At 73.8% G+C, this 24053-nt stretch carries 28 protein-coding genes and 1 other RNA gene; 13 read left to right on the top strand and 16 right to left on the bottom strand.

The window, feature by feature from the left end:
• Positions 1 to 4 precede the first annotated feature (4 nt).
• The 4 genes from Tsedi_RS08685 to tsaB all read right to left on the bottom strand — a co-directional run bounded on the left by Tsedi_RS08685 (position 5) and on the right by tsaB (position 4093).
• Entirely contained in the window at positions 5 to 1783 is a 1779-nt protein-coding gene (locus Tsedi_RS08685; RefSeq protein WP_143895689.1) for a sensor domain-containing diguanylate cyclase, read from the bottom strand.
• Positions 1780 to 2739 carry a uracil-DNA glycosylase gene (locus Tsedi_RS08680; RefSeq protein WP_143895688.1) on the bottom strand — a complete coding sequence of 320 codons (960 nt, stop codon included), beginning with the start codon at positions 2737 to 2739 and terminating at the stop codon, positions 1780 to 1782. Before Tsedi_RS08680 ends, Tsedi_RS08685 begins: the two co-directional genes overlap by 4 nt.
• Entirely contained in the window at positions 2736 to 3251 is a 516-nt protein-coding gene (locus Tsedi_RS08675) for a GNAT family N-acetyltransferase (RefSeq protein ID WP_143895686.1), read from the bottom strand. Before Tsedi_RS08675 ends, Tsedi_RS08680 begins: the two co-directional genes overlap by 4 nt.
• 71 nt (positions 3252 to 3322) lie before the next feature.
• Positions 3323 to 4093, bottom strand: coding sequence for a tRNA (adenosine(37)-N6)-threonylcarbamoyltransferase complex dimerization subunit type 1 TsaB (gene tsaB / locus Tsedi_RS08670; protein WP_143895684.1), 771 nt, complete (start codon positions 4091 to 4093; stop codon positions 3323 to 3325).
• A 76-nt stretch (positions 4094 to 4169) separates the two neighbouring features.
• On the opposite strand from tsaB, the gene Tsedi_RS08665 reads away from it, so the two are divergent.
• From Tsedi_RS08665 to Tsedi_RS08655, 3 genes are all read left to right on the top strand, one after another.
• Positions 4170 to 4748: a Uma2 family endonuclease gene (locus Tsedi_RS08665; protein ID WP_143895682.1), complete on the top strand. Its 579-nt coding sequence runs from the start codon at positions 4170 to 4172 to the stop codon at positions 4746 to 4748.
• A gap of 143 nt (positions 4749 to 4891) precedes the next feature.
• Entirely contained in the window at positions 4892 to 5356 is a 465-nt protein-coding gene (locus Tsedi_RS08660; RefSeq protein ID WP_246099243.1) for a phosphate-starvation-inducible PsiE family protein, read from the top strand.
• On the top strand, positions 5346 to 6512 hold the full coding sequence (locus Tsedi_RS08655) for a S1C family serine protease (RefSeq protein WP_143895678.1): 1167 nt from the start codon (positions 5346 to 5348) through the stop codon (positions 6510 to 6512). Before Tsedi_RS08660 ends, Tsedi_RS08655 begins: the two co-directional genes overlap by 11 nt.
• Positions 6513 to 6524: 12 nt before the next feature.
• On the opposite strand, the gene Tsedi_RS08650 is transcribed toward Tsedi_RS08655, so the two are convergent.
• The 6 genes from Tsedi_RS08650 to Tsedi_RS08625 form a co-directional block, all read right to left on the bottom strand.
• A complete protein-coding gene (locus Tsedi_RS08650) occupies positions 6525 to 7706 on the bottom strand; it encodes a class I SAM-dependent rRNA methyltransferase (protein WP_143895676.1) in 1182 nt (393 codons plus the stop codon).
• Between the two features lie 43 nt (positions 7707 to 7749).
• Positions 7750 to 8178, bottom strand: a complete 429-nt coding sequence (locus Tsedi_RS08645) for a DsrE family protein (protein WP_143895674.1) — start codon at positions 8176 to 8178, stop codon at positions 7750 to 7752.
• A gap of 154 nt (positions 8179 to 8332) precedes the next feature.
• The gene (locus tag Tsedi_RS08640) at positions 8333 to 9304 is read right to left on the bottom strand and encodes a tyrosine recombinase XerC (protein ID WP_143895672.1); all 972 of its coding nucleotides are present in this window, start codon (positions 9302 to 9304) and stop codon (positions 8333 to 8335) included.
• A 16-nt stretch (positions 9305 to 9320) separates the two neighbouring features.
• Entirely contained in the window at positions 9321 to 10013 is a 693-nt protein-coding gene (locus tag Tsedi_RS08635) for a DUF484 family protein (protein ID WP_143895670.1), read from the bottom strand.
• A gap of 68 nt (positions 10014 to 10081) precedes the next feature.
• Positions 10082 to 10963: a diaminopimelate epimerase gene (dapF, locus tag Tsedi_RS08630; protein WP_143895668.1), complete on the bottom strand. Its 882-nt coding sequence runs from the start codon at positions 10961 to 10963 to the stop codon at positions 10082 to 10084.
• The gene (locus tag Tsedi_RS08625) at positions 10963 to 11634 is read right to left on the bottom strand and encodes a YiaD family glycine zipper/OmpA-like lipoprotein (protein ID WP_143895666.1); all 672 of its coding nucleotides are present in this window, start codon (positions 11632 to 11634) and stop codon (positions 10963 to 10965) included. Before Tsedi_RS08625 ends, dapF begins: the two co-directional genes overlap by 1 nt.
• A gap of 128 nt (positions 11635 to 11762) precedes the next feature.
• Here Tsedi_RS08625 and Tsedi_RS08620 point away from each other — a divergent pair, with 128 nt between their 5' ends.
• Complete coding sequence (locus Tsedi_RS08620) at positions 11763 to 13445, top strand: MBL fold metallo-hydrolase (RefSeq protein ID WP_143895664.1); 1683 nt, start codon at positions 11763 to 11765, stop codon at positions 13443 to 13445.
• A complete protein-coding gene (locus tag Tsedi_RS08615; protein WP_143895662.1) occupies positions 13442 to 13789 on the top strand; it encodes a c-type cytochrome in 348 nt (115 codons plus the stop codon). Before Tsedi_RS08620 ends, Tsedi_RS08615 begins: the two co-directional genes overlap by 4 nt.
• Before the next feature lie 30 nt (positions 13790 to 13819).
• Here the strand turns inward: Tsedi_RS08615 and rnpB are convergent.
• An RNA gene (gene rnpB, locus Tsedi_RS08610) (RNase P RNA component class A) lies at positions 13820 to 14160 on the bottom strand.
• Positions 14161 to 14271: 111 nt separating this feature from the next.
• On the opposite strand from rnpB, the gene Tsedi_RS08605 reads away from it, so the two are divergent.
• Positions 14272 to 16134, top strand: coding sequence for an NAD(P)/FAD-dependent oxidoreductase (locus Tsedi_RS08605; protein ID WP_143895659.1), 1863 nt, complete (start codon positions 14272 to 14274; stop codon positions 16132 to 16134).
• Here Tsedi_RS08605 and Tsedi_RS08600 read toward each other — a convergent pair.
• From Tsedi_RS08600 to pyrC, 5 genes are all read right to left on the bottom strand, one after another.
• Positions 16125 to 16397: a toxin-antitoxin system HicB family antitoxin gene (locus Tsedi_RS08600; protein ID WP_143895657.1), complete on the bottom strand. Its 273-nt coding sequence runs from the start codon at positions 16395 to 16397 to the stop codon at positions 16125 to 16127. The genes Tsedi_RS08605 and Tsedi_RS08600 overlap by 10 nt on opposite strands.
• Entirely contained in the window at positions 16394 to 16819 is a 426-nt protein-coding gene (locus Tsedi_RS08595) for a putative toxin-antitoxin system toxin component, PIN family (protein WP_143895655.1), read from the bottom strand. The genes Tsedi_RS08600 and Tsedi_RS08595 overlap by 4 nt, the downstream gene beginning before the upstream one ends.
• A 107-nt stretch (positions 16820 to 16926) precedes the next feature.
• Positions 16927 to 17796 (bottom strand): protease HtpX, encoded by an 870-nt coding sequence (htpX, locus tag Tsedi_RS08590; RefSeq protein WP_143895653.1) that lies wholly within the window; start codon positions 17794 to 17796, stop codon positions 16927 to 16929.
• Positions 17797 to 17895: 99 nt separating this feature from the next.
• A complete protein-coding gene (locus tag Tsedi_RS08585; protein WP_143895651.1) occupies positions 17896 to 18762 on the bottom strand; it encodes an endonuclease/exonuclease/phosphatase family protein in 867 nt (288 codons plus the stop codon).
• Between the two features lie 81 nt (positions 18763 to 18843).
• Complete coding sequence (gene pyrC / locus Tsedi_RS08580; protein ID WP_143895649.1) at positions 18844 to 19899, bottom strand: dihydroorotase; 1056 nt, start codon at positions 19897 to 19899, stop codon at positions 18844 to 18846.
• A 141-nt stretch (positions 19900 to 20040) separates the two neighbouring features.
• On the opposite strand from pyrC, the gene Tsedi_RS08575 reads away from it, so the two are divergent.
• The 7 genes from Tsedi_RS08575 to Tsedi_RS08545 all read left to right on the top strand — a co-directional run bounded on the left by Tsedi_RS08575 (position 20041) and on the right by Tsedi_RS08545 (position 24041).
• Positions 20041 to 20286: a type II toxin-antitoxin system Phd/YefM family antitoxin gene (locus Tsedi_RS08575; protein ID WP_143895647.1), complete on the top strand. Its 246-nt coding sequence runs from the start codon at positions 20041 to 20043 to the stop codon at positions 20284 to 20286.
• On the top strand, positions 20283 to 20669 hold the full coding sequence (locus tag Tsedi_RS08570; protein WP_185970619.1) for a type II toxin-antitoxin system VapC family toxin: 387 nt from the start codon (positions 20283 to 20285) through the stop codon (positions 20667 to 20669). Before Tsedi_RS08575 ends, Tsedi_RS08570 begins: the two co-directional genes overlap by 4 nt.
• A 127-nt stretch (positions 20670 to 20796) precedes the next feature.
• The gene (locus Tsedi_RS08565; RefSeq protein WP_143895646.1) at positions 20797 to 21303 is read left to right on the top strand and encodes a YeeE/YedE thiosulfate transporter family protein; all 507 of its coding nucleotides are present in this window, start codon (positions 20797 to 20799) and stop codon (positions 21301 to 21303) included.
• A gap of 4 nt (positions 21304 to 21307) precedes the next feature.
• Positions 21308 to 21964 carry a DUF6691 family protein gene (locus tag Tsedi_RS08560; protein ID WP_143895645.1) on the top strand — a complete coding sequence of 219 codons (657 nt, stop codon included), beginning with the start codon at positions 21308 to 21310 and terminating at the stop codon, positions 21962 to 21964.
• Positions 21965 to 22064: 100 nt separating this feature from the next.
• Complete coding sequence (locus Tsedi_RS08555) at positions 22065 to 22313, top strand: hypothetical protein (protein ID WP_143895644.1); 249 nt, start codon at positions 22065 to 22067, stop codon at positions 22311 to 22313.
• Positions 22314 to 22364: 51 nt separating this feature from the next.
• Positions 22365 to 23021 (top strand): DUF6969 family protein, encoded by a 657-nt coding sequence (locus Tsedi_RS08550; protein ID WP_143895643.1) that lies wholly within the window; start codon positions 22365 to 22367, stop codon positions 23019 to 23021.
• A gap of 30 nt (positions 23022 to 23051) precedes the next feature.
• Positions 23052 to 24041 carry a sulfurtransferase gene (locus Tsedi_RS08545; RefSeq protein ID WP_143895642.1) on the top strand — a complete coding sequence of 330 codons (990 nt, stop codon included), beginning with the start codon at positions 23052 to 23054 and terminating at the stop codon, positions 24039 to 24041.
• Positions 24042 to 24053 lie beyond the last annotated feature (12 nt).

Below are 24053 nucleotides of genomic sequence, written 5' to 3'. Positions count from 1 at the left end.
GTCGTCACGCGCCGCGCGTGCCGATTTCCACCCGGTTCCGTCCCGCGGCCTTGGCCGCATACAGCGCCGCATCGGCCCGGGAGACGAGCGTGGTCGGATCGTCGCCCCGCTCGTAGGCGGCGCCGCCGAAGCTGCACGTCCGGTGCCCGACGCCGGGCATGACCAGGCGCTCGATGGCCGCGCGCAGCTTGTCGGCCAGCCGGGCCGCCTCCTCGACGCCCGCGTTCGGGGCGATGACCAGGAACTCCTCGCCACCCCAGCGGCCGACGACATCCACCTTGCGCGTGTGGTCCCGCAACGCGTGGGCGATGCGGATCAACACCTCGTCGCCGACCAGGTGGCCGTGGAGGTCGTTGACCTGCTTGAAATGATCCACGTCCACCAGGATGACGGCAAACGGTGTGCCGTATCGGCGGGCCAGCTCGACCTGCTCGTCGAGCATCTGATCCAGGCGAATGCGGTTGACCAGCTGGGTCAGGCGGTCGGTGATCGACAGCTTCGTGATTTCCCGGTTGGAGGCTTCGAGCTCCGCAGTCACCGTGCCGATGAAGCGCAGCAGACGCGCGATGATGCGCGCGTGCTTGTTGGCATAGGGGTCGCGCAGCGCCGGTGGCGCCGGTTCGGTCTGCGACGGTTGGGCCGACGCCTGGCGCGCGGGCGGGCCCTCGCGCAGGCCCACCGCCACCATCGTCGAGTTCAGCAAGGTCAGCCGCGCGGCACCGAAAAACTCACCGTAGGTGTAGAAGCCGAACGTGGGGGCGAGGGTCTCGAACGGCAGGGTCTCCAGCTCCACGTCCTCCTGCATGAGGAAGCGGCGGCAACCGCACGTGTAGAGAAAGACCGCCTGGGGCGAAAAGCGCGTCATCGAACGGTGGAGCGCTTTCGCATCCTGAACGATCAGGTCCAGGTCGCCATAGCCCAGGCGGACGACCTCGCCGGCCCGGACATCGGCCACGAACTGCAGGGCGCCGCTTTCGTCGGCCGCGATCGGGACCCGGGCCAGGAGCTCCCCGTCGCGTTCCAGCAGCAGCGGGAACTCCAGCGCGTTGAGGAAGAATTGATCGTCGTTGGCGATATTCAGGTAGCGCTGGTAAACCTCGAAGGCCGGGCGCTCGTCGATGGTCTGCACCCGCATGCCATCGACCCGGGTGATCCGCATGGGGCGGCTCAACGGCCGCCAGCCCAGGTAGGTCCGGGGTTCGATCGACAGCCCGCCGCCCGCGAACACCACGGCCACCGCGCCCTGGTCAAAAAATTCCGACCCGGCGAACACCAGGGATCGGGCCATGGCGGCGTAGTCACCCGCGCCGCCCCCAAAGACCCGGCAGCCAATGGCGGCGGATTCCATCCCCTCCAGCAGGGCGGCCGCGTCGATGCTCAGGGGCGTGGCCAGCAGCAGCACGCCCGCCGCATCGGCCCGCCACTGACGGATGCGCCGGCCCATCTCCGCGCCGACCGCCCGTTCATCGCCGCCGTGGCACGCCATCGCCACGACGGTGAGTTCGGACGAGGCGAAGAAGGTGAAGCCGATCACCGTGTGGTGGGTCAGCAGCCGCCCGTGCGCGATTTCCCCCACCGTCGAGGCCCCGACCACGGTGGCGCGGGGCAGCCGGTCTGCGATAAGCGAGACGATCGGCCGCATGTGCGCGCGATCGGTCTCGGCACTGTAGATCTGCACCAGCAGCGCCGTCGAGGACTCGGCCAGGCGGGTGAAGGCTTCGGACGAAAGCTCGGCCTGCAAGCCGTCCAGGTCGGCAAAGACGTGGGTCCGGTGCTGGATCATGGGCTCGGGCCCGCGAGGGTGTCCGCTGCCAGACACAGGTCCGCCCACGCCTTGCCCTTGTCGGCGGGGTTGCGCAGCAGGTACGCCGGGTGGTAGGAGACCACCACCGGCAGCGTGAGCTCACCCAGGCGCGCCTGGAACACGCGCCAGCGCAGCCGGCCCAGCGGCGCGCGCGCGGCTTCGGCCGGCGGCAGGCAGCCGCCTTCGGCCAGCAGCGTCTGCGCCGCAAAGCGCCCCAGCGCAAGCACGATGCGCGGCTGCAGCAGCGCGATCTGCCGCAGCAGGTACGGCGCGCAGCGCGCGATCTCCTCCGGCTCCGGGTTGCGGTTGCGCGGCGGGCGGCATTTGAGCACGTTGGCGATGTAGACGCCGTGGCCGCGCTGCAGGTCCAGCGCCGCCAGCATCCGGTCCAGCAGCCGCCCGGCGCGGCCGACGAACGGCTCACCCTGGCGGTCCTCCTCCTCGCCCGGGGCTTCGCCGACGATCAGCCAGGTCGGCCGGCGGTCGCCAACGCCCGGCACCGCGCGCTGGCGGCATGCGGCGAGCCCGCAGCGCTGGCAGGCGTGGATCGCGGCCTCCAGTTCGGGCCAGTCGAGCGCGGCGATCTCGGCCCCGGGCCCGGGATCGGGCGACACCGTCGAGGGGCTGCGCGGTGGCTGGGACGGGGCGGCGGCGCCGGGACCGGCCTCGGTCCGAAAGGACACGGGCCGAGCGCCCCGGGCTGGCTCGGCCGGCGCGGGCTGGTGGCAGGCCGTGGCCGCGGCGGCCGGTCGTGCCGCCCCGCCCGAGGCGTTGGCCGCCGGGTCGGCCGTCGTCGCGCCGGGCGTCGGGGTCTCACCCGTCTGCGGCGGCCACGGCAGCAGCGCACGCGGTCGCCACCACGGGGGCACGCCCATCTCGGCCAGCAGGGCCGAGCGGCGCTCGTCGAGCCAGGGCAGGGCGCGCGGCAGGTTCATCGGGTCGTCGCGGTGGCGTCGGGGGCCGGGCACAGGTCGAGCCGCATGACGATGGCGTCCTCGCGGCGCTGCGCCGTTTCCGGATAGTACCCCTTGCGCACGCCGGCTTCCACCCACCCGCAGCGGGCGTAGAGCGCGCGCGCGGCGGCGTTGCTGCGCCGCACCTCCAGCCACAGTTGCGCCAAGCCCTGCGCGCGGCCCCAGTCCGCCAGCGCCCGCAGCATCCAGCGACCCCAGCCCTGGCGCTGGTGCACCGGCGCCACCGTGACGTCGAGCAGATGCCCCTCGCCGACCCCCTCCATCGTCACCAGGGAGCCGAGCAGCCAGTCGCCCTGCGGCGTGCGCGGCGCATGCACCCAGTGCGGCGGATCGAGCGCCGCATCCGGGCGCAGCGCCAGCACGCGCGCCCAGTGCCCGGCGGCCAGCGAATCCGCATAGAGGCGCCGGCTCCACGGGTGCGCGTGCGCGGTCTTGGCCACCTCGGCCACGGTGTCCAGGTCGGCGGCGGTCATCGGCCGCCAGATCAGCCGGCCCCCGGCGGCGGGTTCCGTCGGCCCCGTGTCGCCCACCGTCCAGCTTCCCTTCAACGCGCCGCGCGGCCGGCGCGCAGCGCGGCCTGCTCGTCCACCGTCAACGCCACCTTGTCGCGCACGTACAGCGGCTGCGCCCCGTGCGCGTCGACGCAGCGGCCGGCGGCCACGCCCGCGGCCGCCAGGCGCAGCAGGGCGCGCGCACACGGCAGCGTCGCACCGCCGGCCTCGGTGCGCCAGGCAGGCGGCAGTCGTTCGCCGTAGACGCCGGCGACGTTGCCGGCGTGCAGCGCGCCGTCCTCCTGCGGCAGGTCCTCGGGGCGGCGCAGGTGCGGGCCGTCCAGCTCGCGCCAACCGTGCGCGGCGTCCCAGGCGTAGCGGGCCACGTAGACCTCGTCCATGCGCGCGTCCAGCGCCGCGTGCACGGTGAGCTGCGCGGACCGCGGCGCATGGCGCGCGCGCGCGGCCTCCGCCACCGCCAGCAGGGTGCCCAGCGGCAGCACCGGCACGCCGCCCGGCCGCGCCCCGGCGGCCAGCCCCTGCACCACCGCGCAGGCGGTGCGCAGCCCGGTGAAGGAGCCCGGCCCGTGACCGAAGACGATGCCGTCCAGCTCCGCCAGCCGCCAGCCGGCGCGCTGCAGCAGCGCCATGACCGTCGGCAGCAGCGTCGCCGAGGCCTGCGCGCCGCCCTCGCCCTCGTGCCACGCGAGCGGCTCGGCGGCGCCGGCCGCGCCCACGGCCACGCTGAGCGTCGAGGCGCTCGTGTCCAGCGCCAGCCAGCGCTGCAGGCCGGGGCCGGGAGGCGGGACGGTGGCATCGTTCATGGCGGCGATTATCCCCGGCGGGGCGACCGGCGGTCGGCTCTGGTGCCACCGTCGGCCTTGCCTTGGCATCGCGGTCATGACCGCCGTGCCGAAGTCCGCCCGCCTGGCACCCGACGACTATTTGGCGTGGGAGCGCGCTCAACCCGTACGCCACGAGTACGTGCGGGGGGAGGTCTACGCGATGGCTGGGGCCAGCGATGCCCACGTCACGATCGCCGGCAACCTCTACACGGCGCTGCGCCAGCATCTGCGCGGCACCCCGTGCCGCACCTACATCGCGGACATGAAGCTGCGCATCGCGGCGGCCGACGCCTTCGTCTACCCGGACGTGTTCGTCACCTGCGCCGCGGCGGACCGCGCACGGCCGGAAGTCAAGGAGGAGCCGGTGCTGGTGGTGGAGGTGCTGTCGCCCTCGACCGGCGGCTGCGACCGCGGGCTGAAGTTCGCGTGGTACCGCACGCTGCCCTCGCTGCAAGAGGTGGCGCTGGTGGACAGCGAGCGCATCAGCGTCGAGGTCTTCCGCCGCGGCGACGACGGGCGTTGGGTGCTGCACCCCTATGCCGAGGGCGAGCGGGTGCGGCTGGCCAGCGTCGGGCTCGAGCTGCCGGTGGCCGCGGTGTACGACGACGTCGTCTGGCCGACGGCCGAGGGTTGAGCGGCGGCCTTGCTAGACTCGGCCGCATGGCGCCGGCCGCGTGCTGCCGCGGCGTGTCGATTCCCGCAGGAGGAGCCGTGTCCCATCCCCATCCCCCCGACCCACGCGCGCACGCGCGGCCGACGCTGCGCGATCGCTGGCCGATGATGACGCTGTACGAGCGCTTCGAGCAGGTCGTCGCGATCGTGCTGTCGGCGGTGATCGCGGTCATCATCGTGACGTCGCTGGTGCAGCTGATCCGCGTCGTCTTCACGCTGCTGGTGCTCGACGCCTTCAACCCGCTCGACCACACGGTGTTCCAGACGGTGTTCGGCATGATCATGACGCTGCTGATCGCGATGGAGTTCAAGCACTCCATCGTGCGCGTGGTCATGGGGCAGGACAGCATCGTGCAGGTCAAGACGGTGGTGCTGATCGCGCTGATCGCGCTGTCGCGCAAGTTCGTGATCCTGGACCCGGAGACCTCGCCGGCCAAGGTGGCGGCGCTGTCGGGCGCGGCGCTGGCGCTGGGCATCGTCTACTGGCTGATGCGCGAGCGTGACCAGCGCGCGCTGGACGCCGAGCGGGCCGCGGCCGCCGCGCAGGGGGAGTCCCGCCATGCGCCCTGATCCGTGGACCTCGCCCGCGCCCCGGCGCGGGGATGCCTTCGTGCGCCGGCTGCTGTGGCTGGCGCTGGTGGTGGCGGCGCTGATGGTGCTGTGGCAGTGGCTGCCGGCGCTGCAGGCGCGCTGGCTGGCGCCGGCGCCCGCGCCGGCGGCCGAGCGCACCGTCACGCCGCGCGGCGACCTGGCCGCCGACGAGCGCGCCACCATCGAGCTGTTCGAGAAGGCGCGCGACTCGGTGGTGTTCATCTCCACCGCGCAGGTGGTGCGCGACGCCTGGACGCGCAACGTCTGGGAGGTGCCGCGCGGCAACGGCTCGGGCTTCATCTGGGACGACGCCGGCCACGTCGTCACCAACTACCACGTCATCGAGGGCGCGTCGTCGGCCATCGTGCGGCTCGCGGACGGGCGCGACTACCGCGCCGCGCTGGTGGGAGCGTCGCCCGCGCACGACATCGCGGTGCTGCGCATCGGGGTCGGCTTCAAGCGTCCGCCGCCGGTGCCGATCGGCACCAGCCACGACCTCAAGGTCGGGCAGAAGGTGTTCGCGATCGGCAACCCGTTCGGGCTGGACTGGACGCTGACTACCGGCATCGTCTCGGCGCTGGACAGGACGCTGGACGGCGGCCCGGGCAAGCCGCCGATCGAGCACCTGATCCAGACCGACGCGGCGATCAACCCCGGCAACTCCGGTGGGCCGCTGCTCGATTCGGCCGGGCGGCTGATCGGCATCAACACCGCGATCTACAGCCCGTCGGGCGCCTCGGCCGGCATCGGCTTTGCGGTGCCGGTGGACACGGTGGCGCGCGTGGTGCCGCAGCTGATCCAGCACGGCCGCTACGTGCGCCCGGCGCTGGGCATCGAGGTGGACGAGACGCTCAACCGGCGCCTGGCCACCGCCACCGGGGTGGAGGGGGTCTACGTGCTGCGCGTGCAGCCGCGCGGCGCGGCCGAGCAGGCCGGGCTGCAGGGCGTGCGCATGACGCCCGAGGGGCTGGTGCCGGGCGACGTGATCGTGGCGGTGGAGGGCAGGCCCGTCGACGGCCCCGGTCGCCTGCTGGCGCGGCTGGACGACTTCCGCGTCGGCGACTCGGTGCGGCTGAGCGTGCGCCGCGGCGAGCAGACGCGCGAGGTGACGGTGACGCTGCAGCCGGGCGTGTGAACGGCGCTGCCGTCAGCGCCGCACCACCACCAGGCCCTTGAGGTATTCGCCTTCCGGGAAGGCCAGTCCCACCGGATGGTCGGCGGCCGCGCCGTGGCGCGCGACGATGGCCGCCTCCACGCCCGCCTCCTGCGCCGCGCTGGCGACGATCTTCTGGAACAGCTCGACGCTGACGGCGCCCGAGCAGGAGTAGGTCAGCAGCACGCCGCCGGGCGGCAGCAGCCTGAAGGCCAGCCGGTTGACGTCCTTGTAGGCGCGTGCGGCGCGCTCCAGGTGTGCCGCGCCGGGGGCGAGCTTGGGCGGGTCGAGCACGATCAGGTCGAAGCGCCGCCCCTCGGCGACGAAGGCGCGCAGCGTGGCATTGACGTCGGCGTCCAGCCACGTGCAGCGCGCGGCCTCCATGCCGTTGAGCGTCACGTGCGCCTGCGCGCGCTCGAGCGCCGGGGCGCTGGAGTCGATCGAGACGACGTGGCGCGCGCCGCCGCTGAGCGCCGCCAGCGTGAAGCCGCCGGTGTAGCAGTAGGCGTTGAGGACCTCGGCGCAGCCAAAGCGCCGCACCAGCTCGGCGCAGGCGCGCCGGCTGTCGCGCTGGTCGAGGTAATAGCCGGTCTTGTGACCGGTGGCCACGTCCAGCGTCAGGCGCCAGCCGTGCTCGCGGATCGTCACCTCGGTGGCGCCGCCGCCGCGCAGCCAGCCGGTCACCGGCGGCAGCCCCTCGAGCTGGCGCACGCCGGCGTCGGAGCGCTCGTACAGCCGCGTGCAACCCGTCAGGCGCACCAGCAGATCCGCCAGCAGCGCCTTGTGCCGCTCCACGCCGCAGGCGCCGAACTGCGCCACCAGCGTGTCGGCGTAGCGGTCGACGATCAGGCCGGGCAGGCCGTCGGATTCGCCGTGCACCAGACGCACGCCGTCGCTGTCGATGGCCAGCCGCGCGCGCAGCGCCAGCGCCGCACGCAGCCGCCGCTCGAAGAACGCCGCGTCGATGCGTTCGCCCTCGTCGAAGCTCCATGCGCGCACGCGGATGCGCGAGGCCGGGGCGTACGCTCCCCACGCGAGGAAGCGGCCATCGGCCGCCTGCACGCGCACCGTTTCGCCATCGTCGGCGCGGCCACCCTCGATTGCGGTGTCGAACACCCAGGGATGGCGGCGCAGCAGCGAACGCTCCTTGCCCGCCTTGAGTCGGATCGTCTTCATGGGGGTGGATTGTCCCACCACCCCCGATGGCGGTGCACCCGCCTCAGGGACGCAGGTAGACGAAGCCCTCGCGCGCCTGCAGCTTGGCCACCTCCGCGACGCCGGAGGGCACGACCTTGGCCTCCGGCACCAGCTTGCCGGCATCGATCTTGCGCGCCACCAGCGTGTTGTTGCAGACACGGAATTCCACGCCGCGGTTGGCCAGATCGGCGATGGCGCCAGCGAACGGCTGATCCTGCTGGTTGGTGGCGCCTTCCAGCAGGAAGTCGATGCCCAGCCCGTGCGTGACGACGACGATCTTGGCCGTGGGGTCGGCGTTGAGGTGGTTGCGGATGTTGCCGATCGCGCGCGAGGCCTGCGGGATGCCTTCGCTCAGGTGGTAGACGACCTTGATCGGTTCGGCGGCGTGTGCCGCGGTCGTCAGGGCCATCGCCGCCAGCCAGGCGGTCAGTAAACGCCAGAGGGTGCGCATGGTGGTCTCCTCGTCAACGACGTCAGGGCAGGTGGTTTGATTATTATCAAGGTGCCGGCGTTCCATGCCCAGATGGGATATTCCCACATACCGGCGGGGGTTGTTGGCGGCTGAACCGGCCGCCGCGCCCCCGCCTGCGCCGCGGGTCGGCGGCTCAGGCCCCGCGGCGGCGTGCGCGCGGATGCGCAGCCTCGTAGACGCGGCTCAGGTGCTGGAAGTCCAGCCGGGTGTAGACCTGCGTGGTGGCGATGCTGGCGTGGCCGAGCAGCTCCTGCACGCCGCGCAGGTCGCCGCTGGACTGCAGCAGGTGGCTGGCGAAGCTGTGGCGCAGCATGTGGGGATGGACGTGCTGCGGCAGGCCGGCCTGCCGGGCCCAGTGCGCCAGCCGCCGGCGCGCCACCTGCGGCGTCAGGCGCCGCCCGCGCGCGCCAATGAACAGCGCCGGCTCTCCGGCCGTACCCGCGGGCTGCAGCGTCGCGCGCCGCTGCAGCCAGGTGCGCAGCGCCGCCAGCGCCGGTGCGCCCACCGGCACCGTGCGCCACTTGCCGCCCTTGCCCAGCACGTGCACCTCGCCGCCATCGAGGTCGACCCAGCCGCGCGCCGCCGGGCCGGGTTGCACGTCCAGCCCGAGCAGCTCGCCCAGGCGCAGGCCGCTGCCGTACAGCAGCTCCACCAGCGCGCGGTCGCGCGCGTCCTCGGCGGCGGCCGCCTCGGTGGCCGCGCCGTCCGGACGCCGGCCCGCGCCCTCGGCCAGCCGCAGCGCCGCCTCCACCGGCAGCGCCTTGGGCAGCGGCCGCGGTGCCTTGGGGGCGCGCACCCCCTGCACCGGGTGGACGTCGAGTCCGCCCTGCCGTCCGAGCCAGGTGTAGAAGCCGCGCCAGCACGACAGCACCAGCGCCAGGCCGCGCGGCTGGCGTCCGGCGGCGTGCAGCTGCGCCACCCAGCGCCGCACGTGCGCCGGCAGCACCCGCCGCAGCTCCAGCCCCTCGCCGCCGGTGCGTTCGAGCAGCAGCGCCAGGTGCTCGCCATAAAGCGCCACGGTGCGCGCGCTCAGGCGGCGCTGCGTGGCCACGTGCTGCAGGTAAGCCTGCACCAGCGCGGCATCGTCCGGTGGCGCGGCGGTCATGACGGCACGGTGACGATCAGGCCGCGGCCGGCCGCAGCCGGCCCAGTGCGGCGGCGGCGAGTTCGGCCAGCCGCTGCAGGAAGTCGGTGCCGGCGTCGGCGCCGAAGCGCTGGGCGTCGTCGCTGGCCAGCACCAGCAGGCCGAAGGCCGGCGCCTGCGCGAGCGGGCGCAGCGGCAGCAGCGCCACCGACGCCGCCGCAGCCGGATCCGGCAGCCACTGCAGCGGCCGCACGCCGGGATTGGCGCCGACGAACGGCCGCGGCAGCGACTGCACGAAGGCGCGCGTCTCCTCCTCCACCGGCGCGGCCCACGGCGCGCCGGCCCAGTCCGGCGCCACGTCCCACAGCCGCAGCGCCACCTGCGGCACCGCGAACGTCTGCGCCAGCCCCTCGCTGACCAGCGCGGGCAGGCGCGCCGGCTCGTCGCATGCCAGCAGCGTGCAGGTCCAGCGGTGCAGCCGGTCGATGAGGCCCATGTTGTCCTGGCCGTGGCGGATCATTTCGGCGGCGCGCAGCTCCAGCTGGCGCAGCCGCTCGCGCAGGATCTCGGCCTGACGCTCCAGCAGGCTGACGGCGCGGCCGGTCAGCGGGCTGGTCAGCTGCACCGCGGCCAGCAGCTCGGCGTGGCGCTCGAAGAAGTCCGGCCGGTTCAGCAGGTACTGCGCGATGTCGTCCTCGGTCAAAGGCTGCAGCGGGGGCGTCGTGTTCAAGGCGCTCTCTCCTGGTGGCGTCGGCCCGGGACGGGCCGCCGGCGCCGATTGTCGCGCAGGCGCACCCGTCACGGCAGGTCGGGCACCTCCACCTCGCCGGTGAAGACCGGCTCGGCCGGCCCGGTCATGCGCACGTGCGCGCCCAGGCCGTCGCGGCCGCGCGGCCACTCGATCGTCAGCCGCCCGCCGCGCAGTTGCACCTCCACCGTCTCGTCGAACCAGCCCAGGCGGATGCCGGCCACCACCGCGGCGCAGGCCCCGGTGCCGCAGGCCAGCGTCTCGCCGGCGCCGCGCTCGTGCACGCGCAGCCGCGCGTGGCCGCGATCCACCACCTGCAGGAAGCCCGCGTTGACGCGGCGCGGAAAGCGCGGATGCTGCTCGATCGCCGGCCCCCAGGCGGCCACCGGCGCGGTCTCGACATCGTCCACGCGCAGCACGGCGTGCGGGTTGCCCATCGACAGCACCGCCACGCGCGGCGGCTCGGCCACGCCGGGCAGCGGCAGCGGCCAGCGCTGCCAGTCGCCCAGCGGCTCGGGCTGCAGCCCCGCGGGGTCGAACGGTACCGCGGCAGGCTCGAACACCGGCGCGCCCATGTCCACCGTCACGCGCCCGTCGTCCTGCAGCTGCAGCGTCAGCACGCCGGCGCGCGTGGCCACGCGCACGCGGCGCTTGGCGGTCAGGCCCGCATCGTGCACGTAGCGCACGAAGCAGCGCGCGCCGTTGCCGCAGTTCTCCACCTCGCCGCCGTCGGCGTTGTGGATCACGTATTCGAAGTCGACGTCGGGCGTCGGCGCCGGGCGCACGGTCAGGATCTGGTCGGCCCCGATGCCGAAGTGGCGGTCAGCCAGCCAGCGGTACTGCGCGGGGGTCAGGCCGTGGCGCTGGCGCGTCTCGTCGAGCACGACGAAGTCGTTGCCCGCGCCGTGCATCTTGGTGAAGCGCAGCCGCATCAGCTCGCCTGCTCGGCCACGAAGATCTCCACGCGGCGGTTCTTCGCGCGCCCTTCCGGCGTGGCGTTGCTGGCGATCGGCTCGCGCGAGCCACGGCCGTCGATGGCGATGCGCTCGATGCCGACGCCGCGGCTGACCAGGTAGTCGCGCACGGCGGCGGCGCGGTTGATCGACAGCGGGTTGTTGACCGCGTCGCTGCCGGTGCTGTCGGTGTGGCCGATGATGGTCACGCGCGCGGCCGGGTTGCGCTTGAGCCCGTCGGCGAACGTGTCCAGCACGCTGCGGAAGTTCGGCTTGATGTCGGCGCGGCCGACGTCGAACGAGATGTCGCTCGGGATCTCGAGCTTGAGCCGGTTGTCGGCGGTCTGCGTCACCGCCACGCCGGTGCCGGCGGTGGCCTGCTCCATCTCGCGTTTCTGCTGCTCCATGCGGCTGGACCAGATGTAGCCGCCGGCCGCGCCGGCCGCGGCCCCGATCGCCGCGCCGCGCACGGCACCCTTGCCGCCGTCGGTGACGGCGCCGAGCACCGCCCCGGCCGCCGCGCCGATCATCGCGCCCTTGGCGGTGCCGGATTTCTGTTCCTCGCTCATGTTGGCGCAGCCGCCCAGCGTCAGCGCGGCGGCCAGCGCCGCGAGGATGGCAGGACGGGCGAAGGCAGCGTGGGTGGTCATGGCGGGCTCCTCATCGAACGACCGGCGCCGGCGGCGCCGCACCGCTACCATTGTGCCCGAGCCCCGCCGCGCCGCCCAGTCCTGCCGGCCGCGCGGTCACACTTTGCAACGACTGCCACACGGCCGCCATGGTTCGCCCCCACCTGCTCCTGCACCCCCCGGCGCCGCCGGTGACGCCGCGTCCGGCGGCCACGCTGCTGCTCGTGCGTGACGGCCCCGAGGGGCCGCAGCTGCTGATGACACGCCGCTCGGCGCAGGCGCGCTTCGCGCCGGGGGCGTACGTGTTTCCCGGCGGGGCGGTGGATGCCGCCGACCACGCGGCGGTGCGGGAAGGCGTGGCGCTGCGTTGCCGGCCGGGCGAGGAGCCGGCGACCGTCGCGGCGATGCTGGCGGCGGTGCGCGAGGCTTTCGAGGAGCTGGGCGTGCTGCTGGCGCGCGATGCGCGTGGACGCTGGGTGGAGGGGCGGGAGTTGGCCGTGCTGGACCGCCATGCCCCGCTGCTGCCGCAGTGCCGCGCGCACGGGCTCGAGCTGGCGCTGGACGAGGTGCACTGGCTGGCGTACTGGATCACCGACCGTGACCTGCCGATCCGCTTCGACGTGCCGTTCTTCGTCGCGCCGATGCCGCCGCAGCAGGCGCCGCAGGCCGACGGGCGCGAGCAGTTCGAGCCGCTGTGGGTGACGCCGGCCGAGGCGCTGCGGCGCCACGAGGGGGGCGACTTCCCGATGGTGTTCCCCACCGTGCGCACGCTGCAGCATCTGCAGCGCTACACGAGCGCCGCGGCGCTGCTGGCCGACTGCGCCGCGCGCGGTGCGCCGGCCTGGGTCAGCTGCCCGCGTGCCGGCTGGCTGGGCGGACAGGAGGCGCGTTTCATGGAGCACGAACCGCCGTTCGGCGAGCTCGAGCTGGTGGCGCCGGACGGCCAGCTGGTGCACGCGCTGGACTGGCGCCACGACAGCGCCGTCCCCCTGCTGCGCCACCTGCGGCGCCTGACCGCGCCCAACCCCGGGCGCATGACCGGCCCCGGCACCAACGCCTACCTCGTCGGCGAGCCCGACACCGGCTGCATCGTCGTCGACCCCGGCCCCGACGATGCCGGGCACCTCGAGCGTCTGTTCGCGGCTGCCGGCGGCGACGTGCGCGCCATCGTCTGCACCCATTCGCACCCCGACCATGCCCCGGGTGCCTACCCGCTGCAGGCGCGGGTGCGCGCGGCCGGGCGGCCGGCCCCGCCGGTGCTGGGGCTGGCCAGCGCGGCGACGGCGCGGCCGCACAGCCGCTGGGCGCCCGAGCGCTCGCTCGTGGACGGCGAGCGGCTGACGCTGGCGGGTCCCGATGGCGTGGTGCGCCACACGCTGCGCGTGGTGCACACGCCCGGCCACGCCGCCAACCACCTGTGCCTGCTGCTGGAGGAGGACGGCCTGCTGTTCAGCGGCGACCACATCCTCAACGGCAGCACCACCGTCATCGACCCTCCCGACGGCGACATGGACGCCTACCTGAGGTCGCTCGAGCGCCTGCGCGCGCTGTGCCTCGAGGAGGGGGTGCGCTTCATCCTGCCGGCGCACGGCCACGTGCTGGGCGAGGCGCCAGCCGCCATCGAGCGGCTGATCGCGCACCGGCTGCAGCGCGAGGCCAAGGTGGCCGCCGCGCTGGCCGCGCACCCGCAGGGCGATCTGGACACGCTGGTGCGCCTGGCCTACGATGACGTCTCGCCGGCGCTGTGGCCGGTGGCGCGGCGCTCGCTGCTGGCGCACCTGAAGCGGCTCGACGCCGCCCGTTTCGAAGCCCTGCTGGAGACCGACGCATGACCCTGCGACATGCCCCCGGACCCCGCGCGGTCAGGCGGTGGCGCGCGCTGCGCGCGGCGGCGCTGGCGGCCGCCTGGCTCGGCGCCGTCGGCAGCGCGCACGCCGACGCCGCGCTGGCGCTGGACAAGGGCTGCTTCAGCTGCCATGGCGAGCCGCCGCGCGGCAAGGCGCCGACGCTGGCGGCGCTGGCGCAGCGCTACGCCGGCTTGAGCGCCGCCGAGCTGGCCAGCAAGGCCGAAAAGCTCTGCGAGCACCGGCTGCTGGGCGGCATCGCCGCGCACGAGAAGCTCACGCCCGAGGAGTCGCTGCGCCTGGTGCGCTGGATCGCGGCCGGCGCGCGCTGAGGCCGCGGTCGAGCGCCGGCGTGCAAGAAGGGGTGAAGTCCGCCGGTACGCCGGATTCTGTGCGCGGAGAGCCGCAGCCCCCGCGTGACCGTCATTCCTCTGGGCCGCCGGTCACCCGGACGGCTCGATGCCACCTACCCGCCAGCACGGCCCGCGGGCCACGGGCAGGGGGCGCCCCCAGGCTGGCCTACTTGGTGTTGCTGCGCGTAGAGATTGCCGCGTTTCACCCCGGTCTGAACCGGCTCGTCTCTGTGGCTCTGATCCGCACCTCACGGTGGAGAGGCGTTACCTCCTACGCTGCCCTGTGCAGTCCGGACGTTCCTCCAGCGCGCCCTTGCGGGCCTTGCGCCGGCGACGGTCGGGCGGGCTTCACCGCTGGCGATTATCCCGCAGCCGCGTCCAGCCCGCGCGGGCCGCCACGGGGCTATCATCGCGGACCTCGCCGGTTTCCTGCCCGATCACCACGGGCCCTGCGCACCGCCATGATCCGCCTGAGCGAACTGAAATTGCCGCTGTCGGCGCTGCCGCTGCCGCAGCGGCGCGCCGCCGACGCCGGCCCCGAGACCGAGGCCGACCGCGCCCCGCCGCCGCACCCCGAGGAGGCGCTGCGCGCGCTGGCCGCGCAGGTGCTGGGGCTGGCGCCGGCGGCGATCGCGCGGCTGCAGGTGCACAAGCGCGCCTTCGACGCGCGCGGCGCGCAGGTGCGTGCGGTCTACATCGTCGACGTCGCGCTGGCCGACCCTGGCGCCGAGGCGGCGGTGCTGGCGCGCCTGGCCGGCCATCCGCACGTGCAGCCGACGCCGGACATGACGTGGCGGCCGCCGGCGCTGGCGCCGGCCGGCTGGATGCCGCCCGGTGGGGCGCGGCCGGTGGTGGTGGGCTTCGGACCTTGCGGGATCTTCGCGGCGCTGACGCTGGCCGAAATGGGCCTGCGCCCGATCGTGCTGGAGCGCGGCCGCCCGGTGCGCCGCCGCACGCAGGACACCTGGGGCCTGTGGCGCCGCCGCGTGCTCAACCCCGAGTCCAACGTCCAGTTCGGCGAAGGCGGCGCCGGGCTGTTCTCCGACGGCAAGCTCTACAGCCAGGTCAAGGATCCGCGCCACCTGGGCCGGCGCGTGCTGCAGGCGTTCGTCGACTGCGGCGCACCGCCCGAGATCCTTTACGAGGCGCACCCGCACATCGGCACCTTCAAACTCGTCAAGGTGGTGCAGGGCCTGCGCGCGCGCATCGAGGCGCTCGGTGGCGAGGTCCGCTTCGAGCAGCGCGTCGAGGGCTTCGAGGTCGAGGAGGACGAGCACGGTGCGCGGCGGCTGCGCGCGCTGCGCGTGCGTGATCTCGTCAGCGGCGCGCTGCACGAAGTGCCGGCCACGCACGTCGTGCTGGCGCTGGGTCACAGCGCGCGCGACACCTTCGAGGCGCTGCACGCCGCCGGCGTGACGCTGCAGGCCAAGCCGTTCTCGGTGGGCGTGCGCATCGAGCACCCGCAGAGCCTGATCGACCGCGCGCGCTGGGGTCGCCACGCCGGCCACCCGCTGCTGGGCGCGGCGGCCTACAAGCTGGTGCACCACGCCGCCAACGGCCGCGGCGTCTACAGCTTCTGCATGTGCCCGGGCGGCACGGTGGTGGCCGCCACCAGCGAGCCCGGGCGCGTCGTCACCAACGGCATGAGCCAGTATTCGCGCGCCGAGCGCAACGCCAACGCCGGCCTGGTGGTTGGGGTGGAGCCGCGCGACTATGCCATGGCCGACCCTGCCGCGTGGCGCGCCGCCTTCGGCGCGGAGGCCGGCGAGCGCTACGCGCGCGAGGCGGCGCGGCTGGCGCGCGAGGGGCGCGTGCATCCGCTGGCGGGCGTGGTGCTGCAGCGCACGCTGGAGGCGGCCGCCTTCGAGGCCGGCGGGCGCGATTACGACGCCCCGGCGCAGCGCGTCGCCGACTTCCTGGCCGGCCGGGCCGGCAGCGCGCTCGGCGACGTCGTGCCGTCGTACAAGCCCGGCGTCAAACCGGTCGACCTCGCCGCGGTACTGCCGCCGTGGGCGGTGCAGGCGATGCGCGAGGCCATCCCGCAGCTGGCACGCCAGCTGCGCGGCTTCGACCTGCCGGATGCGGTGCTGACCGGGGTGGAGACGCGCACCTCCTCGCCGCTGCGCATCCCGCGCGGGCCGGACTGCCAGCACCCGCAACTGGCCGGCCTTTACCCCGCCGGCGAAGGCGCCGGCTACGCCGGCGGCATCCTGTCGGCGGCCATCGACGGCACGCGCGTGGCCGAGGCGCTGGGCTGCCACCTGCTCGGCGCCGAGCCGCCGCCGCCCGACCGCGCCGCGCGCCTGGCGCTGGCCTACGGCTGAGGGTCTCGGCCCGCGGTGGGTGCGGGCAACCGGTCGGTATCCAACGCAGGCTCGACGTCCGGCACCGCCTGCAGGTAGCGCTCGAACGCCGTGCGCGTGGCGCCGGATGCCTCCCGACGCAGGTATTCCAAGGTCAGCACGCTGGCCAGCTTTTCGGCGGCGGCGCTGGCGATGAACTGATTGACGGAAATGCCGTCGCGGGCGGCCAGTTCGCGGATGCGCTGATGCAGCGAGGTCGGAAGGCGCACGGTCAAGGCGGTCATGGTTCGGCTCCCAGCCCTTCGGTCCAGAACCACGCGGGCGTGACGGCCTGCACGCCCAGCGTCTCAGCGCCGCGGAAATCCGCGACGTTGTGGGTGATGAGGTAGCGGCTGCCGGAGGCCACCGCGCACTCGAGCACCATGTCGTCGTCGGGATCGCGCAGGAAAGGGCGCCAGAGGTAGTGCACGTCCTGCAGGTGGGCGATCGACGCCAGGTAACGCAGGTAATCCAGCACGTCCTCCACGCCGAGCCCGGCAGGCCGATGCTCGGGCCGCGTCAGCACCGCCTGCCATTCGGTGTACAGCGCCACCGACAACGCGATCTGAAACCTTGGGTGCGGCAGGGCGGCCACGATTCGGTGGCTGGCCCCGCGGCGGGAGCGAGCGGCGGCCACCAGCACCGAGGTGTCGAGCACGACGCGCATGGTGGCGCCAGTGTAACCATTCCGGCGGGCCTCGCCAAGCCCGCCGCCCGACCGCGCCGCGCGCCTGGCGCTGGCCTACGGCTGACGCGGACGTCGTCAGCCCGCGGTCACAGCGCCTGCAGCGCGGCGATGCGCTCCTCGATCGGCGGGTGGGTGGCGAACAGCTTGCCCAGGCTGCCGGTGATGCCCAGCGCCTGCATGCCCTGCGGCAGGGCGCCCGGCTCCAGCCCGCCCAGGCGCGCCAGCGCGTTGATCATCGGCTGCTTGCGCCCCATCAGCATCGCGGCGCCGGCGTCGGCGCGGAACTCGCGCTGGCGGCTGAACCAGGCCACGATGATGGCGGCCAAGAAACCAAGGATCACCTCCATCACGATGCTGGTGACCAGGTAGCCGATGCCAGGGCCGGACTGCTCGCTGTCGCCGCGGCGCAGGAAGCTGTCGACCACGTAGCCGATGACGCGGCTCAGGAACACGACGAAGGTGTTCATGACGCCCTGGATCAGCGTCATCGTCACCATGTCGCCGTTGGCGATGTGCGCCACCTCGTGCGCCAGCACCGCTTCCACCTCCTCGCGCGTCATGTTGCGCAGCAGGCCCGTGGAGACGCCCACCAGCGCGTCGTTCTTGAACGCGCCGGTGGCAAACGCGTTGGGCTCGCCCTCGTAGATGCCGACCTCGGGCATGCCGATGCCGGCCTTGTCGGCCAGCCTGCGCACGGTGGCCAGCAGCCAGGCCTCGTCGGCGTTGCGCGGCTGGTCGATGATGACCATGCCGGTGCTCCACTTGGCCATCGGCTTGCTGATCAGCAGCGAGATGAAGGCGCCGCCGAAGCCGATCACCAGCGAGAACAACGCCAGCGCCGTGACGTCCAGCCCGTTGGCGGTCAGGAAGCGATCCACGCCCAGGATGCGGGTGGTGATCAACAACACCGCCATCACGGCGAGGTTGGTCAGAACCAGCAACAGAATGCGTTTCATGGCGTTTCCGGAATCGAGGTTGAGAGGGAGGATCGGTCGGTAGATGGGGGCGCGGCGCCCGCACGCAAGCGCTGCGCGCCGCAGGGGCGTGCAGCCCGCTCAGACCCCATCGCGATCGTCGAGTTCCATCAGCAGCGGCTGATGGTCGGACAGCAGGGTAGCAGAATCGAGCGCCACCCGCCGCACGCGCCGCGCCAGCCCCGGGGTGATGAACAGGTAGTCGCAGGTCACCGGCTGCGCCCCCGGCTCGTGCACGCGAAACGTCGGCGGCTGCGGCGTGCCGGGGTGCGCCAGCGCCCAGGCGTCGAGGAACGCCGGCGCGCCGTCGGTGGCGGCGGTCAGCTCGAGGCAGGCGGCATCGTGCGGCGGCGCGTTGAAGTCGCCCATCAGCACCGCCTCGGCGGCATGCGGGCGCGGCTGAAACGGCGTGTCGGGCAGCTCCTCGCCCAGCGCCGGCGGCTGCGCGGCCATGGCCGCGGCCTCGCGCTGCCAGGCCACGAGCGAGCGCGCCTGCGCCAGCCGCTGCGCCGCGCTGTAGTAGGCCAGGTGCGTGGCGCCGACGCGCAGCGGCCCCCACGGCGCCTGCACCGTCAGCGCCGCCAGCACGCGCGGCATCGACGGCACCGCCGCATCCGCCGGGTACGGCAGCGCCAGCGGCTGCACGCGCAGCACCGGCAGCCGCGTGGCGATCAGGTTGCCGAAGCGCTGCCGGGTGGGGCGGCCTGGGCGCCATTCGTCGATCGCGGCGGCAAAGAAGACCTCGTAGCCGGGCAGCGCCGCGCGCACCTGCGCGACCTGGTCGGCCTCGCCCGCCCCCTCCAGCCCGGGGTAGTGCTGCGCGACCTCCTGCAGGCCGATCACGTGCGGCTCGCGGCCCCACTCGAGCGCGTGGCGCAGCACGCGCGTCACGTCCACGCGGCCGTCCATGCCGCGAAACCACTGCACGTTCCAGGTCAGGATGCGCATCGCCGTCTCCGGTGCCAGTCCGGTTGCGCGGGCTGGCGTGGCCTGCATCGTAGCGGGCGCGGTGGCGCCGCGCACGCCGCCTCAGGCTGCGCCGGCGGGCTGCAGCCGCCAGCGCAGCGTCTCGCCGGCGCGCAGCGGCCGCACCTCCGCGTCGCCGAAGCGGTGGCGCTCGGGCACCGTCCACGCCTCGCGCTTGAGCGTCACGCGCTCCGTGTTGCGCGGCAGGCCGTAGAAATCCGGCCCGTGCAGGCTGGCGAAGCCCTCCAGCCTGTCCAGCGCGCCGGCGGCCTCGAACGCCTCGGCGTAGAGTTCCAGCGCCGCCGGCGCGGTGTAGCAGCCGGCGCAGCCGCAGGCGTGCTCCTTGAGCTGCACCGCGTGCGGCGCGCTGTCGGTGCCGAGGAAGAAACGCGGATGGCCACTGGTGGCCGCCGCCACCAGCGCCTGGCGGTGCACCTCGCGCTTGAGCACCGGCAGGCAGTAGTGGTGCGGCCGGATGCCGCCGGCCAGCAGCGCGTTGCGGTTGTAGAGCAGGTGGTGCGCGGTGATCGTGGCCGCCAGGTTCGGCCCGGCGTCGGCGACGTACTGCGCCGCCTCCTTCGTCGTGATGTGCTCCAGCACGATCCTGAGACCCGGGAAGTCGCGCCGCAGCGGCTCCAGCACCCGCTCGATGAACACCGCCTCGCGGTCGAAGATGTCGATCTCGGCGTCGGTGACCTCGCCGTGCACCAGCAGCAGCAGCCCCGCGCGCTGCATCGCCTCCAGCGTCCGGTAGGTGCGGCGCAGGTCGGTGACGCCGGCGTCGCTGTTCGTGGTGGCGCCGGCCGGGTAGAGCTTGACCGCCACCACGCCGGCCTCGCGCGCGCGCTCGATCTCCTGCGGCGGCAGGTGGTCGGTCAGGTACAGCGTCATCAGCGGCTCGAACGCCACGCCGGCCGGCCGCGCCGCCAGGATGCGCTCGCGGTAGGCGGCCGCCTGCGCCGCGGTGGTCACCGGCGGCTTCAGGTTGGGCATGACGATGGCGCGCGCGAACTGCGCCGCCGTGTGCGCCACCGTCGTGGCCAGTGCCGCGCCGTCGCGCAGGTGCACGTGCCAGTCGTCGGGGCGGATCAGGGTCAGGGTGTCGGGGGCGGGGCTCATCGGGCGGCATTGTCGCAGAGCGGGGCCGGATCCGGCGCGATTCGGGGACGCCATGGCCCGGCGGCGGATGGCAGACGGACAGGTTGACAAACCATTCTGGCCAGACCAGACTAAGACCAGTGCCATGACGCAGGAGTCCCCATGACCGCCGTCAACATGCTGCAGGCCAAGTCCTCGCTGTCGCGCCTGGTGCAGGCGCTGGAGGAGGGGCGCGAGCGCGAGATCGTCATCGCGCGCAACGGCCGCCCGGCGGCGCGGCTGGTGCCGCTGGAGGCCGCGCCGGCGGGGCCGCGCATCGGCGTGGCCAAGGGGCGCTTCACCGTGCCGGACGACATCGACGCGCACAACGACGAGGTGGCGCGCCTGTTCCTCGGGGGCGGCGCGTGAACCTGCTGCTCGACACCCACGTGGCGCTGTGGGCCATCACCGACAGCCCCCGTCTGTCGGCGCGGGCGCGCGAGCTGATCGAGTCGCCGCGCGCCACCGTCTGGATCAGCGCCGCGACGCTTTGGGAGATCACGATCAAGCACGCGCTGGCGCGCGGCGACATGCCGGTCTCCGGCGCCGAGGCGCTGCGCTACTTCGAGGCGTCCGGCTACCGTTTCCTGCCGGTGGCGCCGGAGCACGCCGTCGCGGTGGCCGACCTGCCGCCGCTGCATGCCGACCCGTTCGACCGCCTGCTGGTGGCGCAGGCACGGGTGGAGCCGATGCGCCTGCTGACGCACGACGCCACGGTGGCGCGCTACGGCGGCACGGTCGAGCGCGTCTGAACGACGCCGCCACGGTCCCGCCCGCGCCGCGATCCGCCAGGTCCGGCGGCCTGACCGTTGCACCCGTCGCCGTCGTTGCCTATACTCTGCCGGGTAAGGTTCATTGATCTTTCTCACGATCGCCATCATGACGACGACCCCGAAACCCCTCTGGAACCCGTGGCTGGCGGGCGTGGCGCTGGGCGTCACGCTGCTGGTCACCTTCGTGCTGACCGGGCACGGGCTGGGTGCCACCGGCTTCACCACGCGGCTGAGCGCCTGGCTCGGGCTGCAGGCCGCCCCGGAGGTGATCCAGGCCAACGCCTACCTCGGCGCGATGGCGCGGCCCGACATCCTCGACGGCTGGATCACCTGGCAGGTGATCGGCGTGTTCGCCGGCGCGCTGCTGGCGGCGTTCCTGGGCGGGCGGCTGCGCGTGCAGCTCGATGGCGCCGCGCGCGTCGGCACCGGCAAGCGCATCGCCACCGCGCTGATCGGCGGGCTGCTGGCCGGCTTCGGCGCGCGCATCGCCGCCGGCTGCACCAGCGGGCTGGGCCTGTCCGGCGCGGCCACGCTGTCGATCGCCGCGTTCGTCTTCCTCGGCGCGTTCTTCGTCACCGGGCTGATCGTCAGCCGTCTCGTCAAGGGGGTCTGAGGCCATGTTCCCGCTGCAGGAAACCGTCTGGTCGGCGCTGCTGGTCGGCGTGGCGTTCGGCTTCATTCTGGAAAACGCCGGCTTCGGCAGCCCGTGCAAGCTGACCGGCCAGTTCACGCTGCGCGACTGGTCGGTGCTGAAGGTGATGTTCACGGCCATCGTGGTGGCCGCCGTCGGGTTGCAGCTGCTCGGCATGGCCGGCGTGCTGGATCTGGACGCGGTGTTCGTGCCGACGTCGCTGATGATGGCCTCGGCCATCGGCGGCGTGCTGGTCGGCGCCGGCTTCGCGATCGGCGGCTACTGCCCCGGCACCTCGGTGGTCGGCGTGGCCTCGGGCCGGCTGGACGCGCTGGTGTTCTTCGCCGGGCTGATCGTCGGCACGTTCGCCTTCGCGGGCCTCTACGGCCCGGCGATCGAGGCCATCATGGCGATGGCCGAGGTCGAGTCGGGCGACACGCTGCACGACGCCTGGGGCATCTCGCCGTGGTGGATCATCGGCGCGATGGCCGCCGCGCTGGTCGGCGTGTACCACCTCGGCCGCTGGTTCGAGCAGCGCCACGGCGGCCCGATCGACGCGCAGGAGGCCGTGCTCGGCGAGGCCGGCTGCGGCTGCGGCGCGCAGGGCTGCGGCACCGCCACGCAGGCGCGTCAGGCCGGCTGAGCCCGTCCGCGCGGTTCCCGTGCGCCGGGGCCACCTGCACCCTCCGCGCGGCCCGGCGCCCTCCACCCTCCTTTCCTCGTCACCGACACCGAAACCGACCATGAAGACCCGCAAGCAACCCTTGACCCAGACCCTGACCGCGCTGCTGGTCGCCTCCAGCCTCGTGGCCCCGGCCGCGATGGCGCAGCCGGCGCCGAAGGCCGACGGCAAGCCGGCCGCCAGCGCCGCCGGCAACCCGTGCGCCCCGGGCAACCCGTGCGCGCCCGGCGCCGAGAAGAAGAAAAAGAAGAAGCGCATTGAGGGCGACAACCCCTGCGCGCCGGCCAACCCGTGCGCGCCGAAGCGCTGAGCGACGCCACCGCCCGATCGCCCGCGCGCGCCTGATCCGTCCGCGACCGCCATGGACCGGATGCCCACCGCCGCTGCCGACCGCGCCGCGCTGGCCGCCGCGGCGCGCGTGGCGCTGGAGGTGCCGCTGGCGCTGGCGCAGCGCGGCGTGTCGCTGGCGCAGGCGGCGCTGGGCGGCGCGCGCCGCTTCGAGGAGCTGCGCCACTACCCGGCGCGCGACGTCGTCGATGCGGCGCACGGCACGCGTTTTTATTACCACGCGCACGGCGGCGCGCAGCGCTGGGGCGCCGACGCCGCGCCCGAGCACGGCCACTTCCACCTGTTCTGGGAAGGCCCCGCCCCGGGCGAGCACGTGCACCTGGCGGCGCTGGCGCTGGATGCGCGCGGCCAGCCGCTGCGCTGGTTCACCACCAACCGCTGGGTGACCGCCGGGCGCTGGGCGCCGGCGGCGGAGCTGATCGCGCGCCTGCCGGCGTTTCGCATCGTGCGGCGCGGCGGGCGGCTGGCGCCGCTGGCGCGCTGGCTGACCGCGATGGTGCAGCTGTTCGCCGACGAGCTCGCCGCGCTGCTGCGCGCGCGCGACGCGGCGCTGGAGCCCCACCTGCGCCGCCGGGCGGCCGAGCAGGTGTGGGAGGACCGCACGCTCGAGGTGCTCAGCGCCACCGATGCGGCGCTGGCGCCGCGCCTGCGGCGGCTGGGCCTGACCTGACCGATTGTTTGCCCCCAAGGAGAGACGACGATGAAAACGCTTCGACGCATCGCAGTGGCGCTGGGCGCGGCCGCGCTGGCCGCCAGCGCCTGGGCCCAGGGCGTGCTGCCCGGCCCGGTGGTCAGCACGCAGTGGCTGGCCGACAACCTCGACAAGGTCCAGGTGATCGAGATCCGTACCGACGCCAAGAGCTTCACGCGCGAGCCGGAGTTCGAGACCACCAAGGACGGCAAGAAGGTGCTGGACGAGTTCGGCGGCCACATCCCCGGCTCGCGCCTGTTCCTGGCCAAGGAGCTGCGCACCGAGCGCGAGATCGGCGGCAACAAGGTCAAGTACCTGCTGCCGGACCGCGCCACCTTCGAGAAGGTCGTGCAGTCGGTGGGCGTGCTGGCCGACAAGCCGATCGTGCTGGTGCCCGAGGGGCAGAAGATCTCCGACTTCAACGACGCGGCGCGCCTGCACATCCTCTTCAAGGCGTACGCCGACACGCCGGTGGCGCTGCTGGACGGCGGCATGGTGGCCTGGCTGCTGGAGGGGCGGGCGTGGAGCAAGGACGCCCCGGCGCCGCTGACCACCACCTGGAAGGCCACCGCCGACCGCTTCGCCAGCCTCGTGGCCGACTCGCCGGACGTGGCCGCGGCGATGGAGAAGAAGGACGTGCAGCTGGTCGACACCCGCTCGACGGCCATGTACCTCGGTGTCTTCAAGCGTGACTACGTCTCCGCCTACGGCCATATCCCCGGCGCGCGCAACGTGCCGCTGGAGACGCTGTTCGTGACCCGCGGCGGCGCGATCCGGCTGCTCAAACCCGAGACCTACCGCGCGGTGTTTCAGTCCCTCGGCGTCGATCCGTCCAAGCCGCTGATCACCTACTGCAACAGCGGCAACGACTCCTCGCTGCCCTGGTTCATCGTCCGTGAGATCCTGGGCAACGCGCAGGCGCGCAACTTCGACGGCTCGCTGCACCAGTGGACGCTCGAGAAGCGCGCGATGAACGCGCCGGTGCCGGCGGCGATGTGATCCCGAAGGGGG

Source organism: Tepidimonas sediminis (assembly GCF_007556605.1).
Taxonomy (GTDB): domain Bacteria; phylum Pseudomonadota; class Gammaproteobacteria; order Burkholderiales; family Burkholderiaceae_C; genus Tepidimonas; species Tepidimonas sediminis.
The sequence above is the reverse complement of the archived record's forward strand: the minus strand, read 5'-3'. Positions and strand labels throughout refer to the sequence as shown.